The 2,167-nt window shown below is 51.9% G+C and carries 3 protein-coding genes; all 3 read right to left on the reverse strand.

What is annotated here, in order from left to right:
- Nucleotides 1–27: 27 nt before the first annotated feature.
- Nucleotides 28–1,530 (reverse strand): IS66 family transposase, encoded by a 1,503-nt coding sequence (gene tnpC / locus GMA8713_RS25440; RefSeq protein WP_062715449.1) that lies wholly within the window; start codon nt 1,528–1,530, stop codon nt 28–30.
- Between the two features lie 87 nt (nt 1,531–1,617).
- Nucleotides 1,618–1,962, reverse strand: a complete 345-nt coding sequence (tnpB, locus tag GMA8713_RS25445; RefSeq protein ID WP_062715451.1) for an IS66 family insertion sequence element accessory protein TnpB — start codon at nt 1,960–1,962, stop codon at nt 1,618–1,620.
- Nucleotides 1,959–2,167, reverse strand: a 209-nt coding sequence (tnpA, locus tag GMA8713_RS27830) for an IS66 family insertion sequence element accessory protein TnpA (protein WP_062715454.1), incomplete at its 5' end; no start/stop codon positions are given. The genes tnpA and tnpB, both read right to left, overlap by 4 nt.

Raw genomic sequence — 2,167 nt, forward strand, 5'->3', positions numbered from 1 at the left:
GTAAGCGATTAATGAACTGGTGAAGCCTTATTCCACATCGCTCAGATCAACATTCCATGGCATCAGATCCGACATATCATCGGCGAGTGAACGCGTCGGCAACTCCGTGAACAGGTGCCGGAAGTAATAATACGGGTTGATGTCATTGGCACGACACGTCATCACCAAGCTATATAAGTTGGCACTGGCTTTGGCGCCACCGACCGAGGTGGAGAACATCCAGTTTTTTCGGCCCGTCGTGAACGGGCGGATATCTCGCTCTGTCACATTGTTGTCGATACTGATGTGACCATCTTCCAGGTAGGTCAGCAGTTTGGGCCACTGATTCTTGGTGTAGGTGATGGCCTGGCCCAATGCCCCTTTGGGCAGCACATTCAGGCTATCGAGCCACGCATTGAAGTCATTCAATATGGGGAGGCTTTCTTGCATCCTCATCTGTTGCCGTGCTTCGGCCGACAACTCTTTGGCTCGCTTCTCTATTCCGTACAGCTTAGCGATGAAGGTCAGGGCTTTTTCGGGTTTTCCTGCCTTTTTCGAAGGAGACGCCTTTTGGGCATCGGTGAACTTGCGGCGCACATGCGCTATGCACGCAGCTTGGGTGACGCCGTCTACTGTGCCGTAACCACTGTAACCATCGGACAGCAGATAACCTTGATAATTGCCGAGAAACTCACGTACACAGGCGCCTGCCCGACTGGGATGATAGTCGTAGATGACGACGGGATTGGGGGTGAACTCGCCGCTACGATAGACCCACATATAGGATTTCGACTGCGCGGCTCTGTCTTCTTCTCTCAGCACTTGCACCGTGGTTTCATCGGCGCAGATGAGTGTTTCTTGTAAGAGCTGCGCTTTCATCGCATCGATGATGACCTGCACTTTACTGCCAAGCTGCACGCACCAGTTAGCTAAGGTCGCACGACTGATATCGATACCCGAGCGGTTCAAGATATCTACCTGACGGTACAGCGGCAGTGCATCGACGTATTTAGCGGTGACCACCGCCGCGAAAGCTTCGGCACTGCCAAGGCTTTTGGGGATCATGCTGGCAGGTTTTGGCGCGGTAACTACTTTGCTGGTTTCGGCTGTTTGCTCGCAGTGTCGACACGCATATTTGGTGCGTTCATGGCGAATGACACTCACTCTCTGCGGCAGGATTTTCAGGGTTTCGCTGACTTCTTTGCCGCATTCGTGTAACGGCGAATCACAGCCGTCGCAATACGGGGCATTTAGGGTATGGGTTTGCACCTCGCGCTCAAGGTCAGCAGGCAATGGCTTACGTCCCGTTTTACTTCGCGTCTTGGGCGCAGAGGGTAACGCATCTTGCTGCTCGGCTTCGTTGAACGTGCCTTTGGCGACTTTTTCGCTTTGGGCAGCAAAGCGTTTGGATTTACTGAGGTTGAGCTGCTCAACGAGCAGTTGCACTTGGGTTTTGAGGGCGGCGACTTCCTCCTCTTTGGCCTGTAACAATGCATCCTTTGCAAGAAGCATGGCCTTGAGTTGTTCGATATCGTTGGGGAAGTCGGTCATTGGGCATCATCTTACAGCATTGAATAGTGCCCAGTGTGACGGCGAAAAAGGATCGTTCAAGTGCAATGTGACGATCAGTATCTCGCGTCACACTTCCAGCCCAATTAAGGGACGATGAGCTTTGCTATTCTCGAGTGACAGCCCAGAGAGCAACCAGTGAAGCTGGGGTTTACTGATGACAATCACGCCTTGAGGGTTGGGACGTGGCCATTTGAAGGTCCCTTTTTCCAATCGGCGGTAGTAAAGCCAAAACCCGTTGGTATCCCAAAAGAGGATTTTGAGTTTATCGCGCCCGCGATTACAGAAGATAAACCAAGCCTCGCTGAACGGGTCCATTTCAAGTTGCTCGGCGACAATAAGCGACAGACCATCGATAGATTTTCGCATGTCGGTGACACCGGAGACCAGAAAGACCTTGCCGGAGGGTGTCATTGCAAGGCATCCACCCAGTGTTTGATCTGAGTGGCACTCAGTGTTGTCGGTAACTCAGCGCAAATACCATTGGCAAAAGTAATGATCACTGACTCAGCTTTCGTCTGTTCATGTTCATTGAAAATGATTGGCTGAAGCGTCTGCGTCGAGTCAGGAGAGCTTAATCGTTTAGACCAATAGTGGAAGGTTTGGTAACTGAGGCCGC

Source organism: Grimontia marina (genome assembly GCF_900060185.1).
Taxonomy (GTDB): Bacteria; Pseudomonadota; Gammaproteobacteria; order Enterobacterales; family Vibrionaceae; genus Enterovibrio; species Enterovibrio marinus.

Bases quoted from the DNA above. Each gene is read 5' to 3' on its own strand.
- tnpB (WP_062715451.1), bottom strand. From the start codon at position 1,962: ATGACACCCTCCGGCAAGGTCTTTCTGGTCTCCGGTGTCACCGACATG.
- tnpC (WP_062715449.1), bottom strand. From the start codon at position 1,530: ATGACCGACTTCCCCAACGATATCGAACAACTCAAGGCCATGCTTCTT.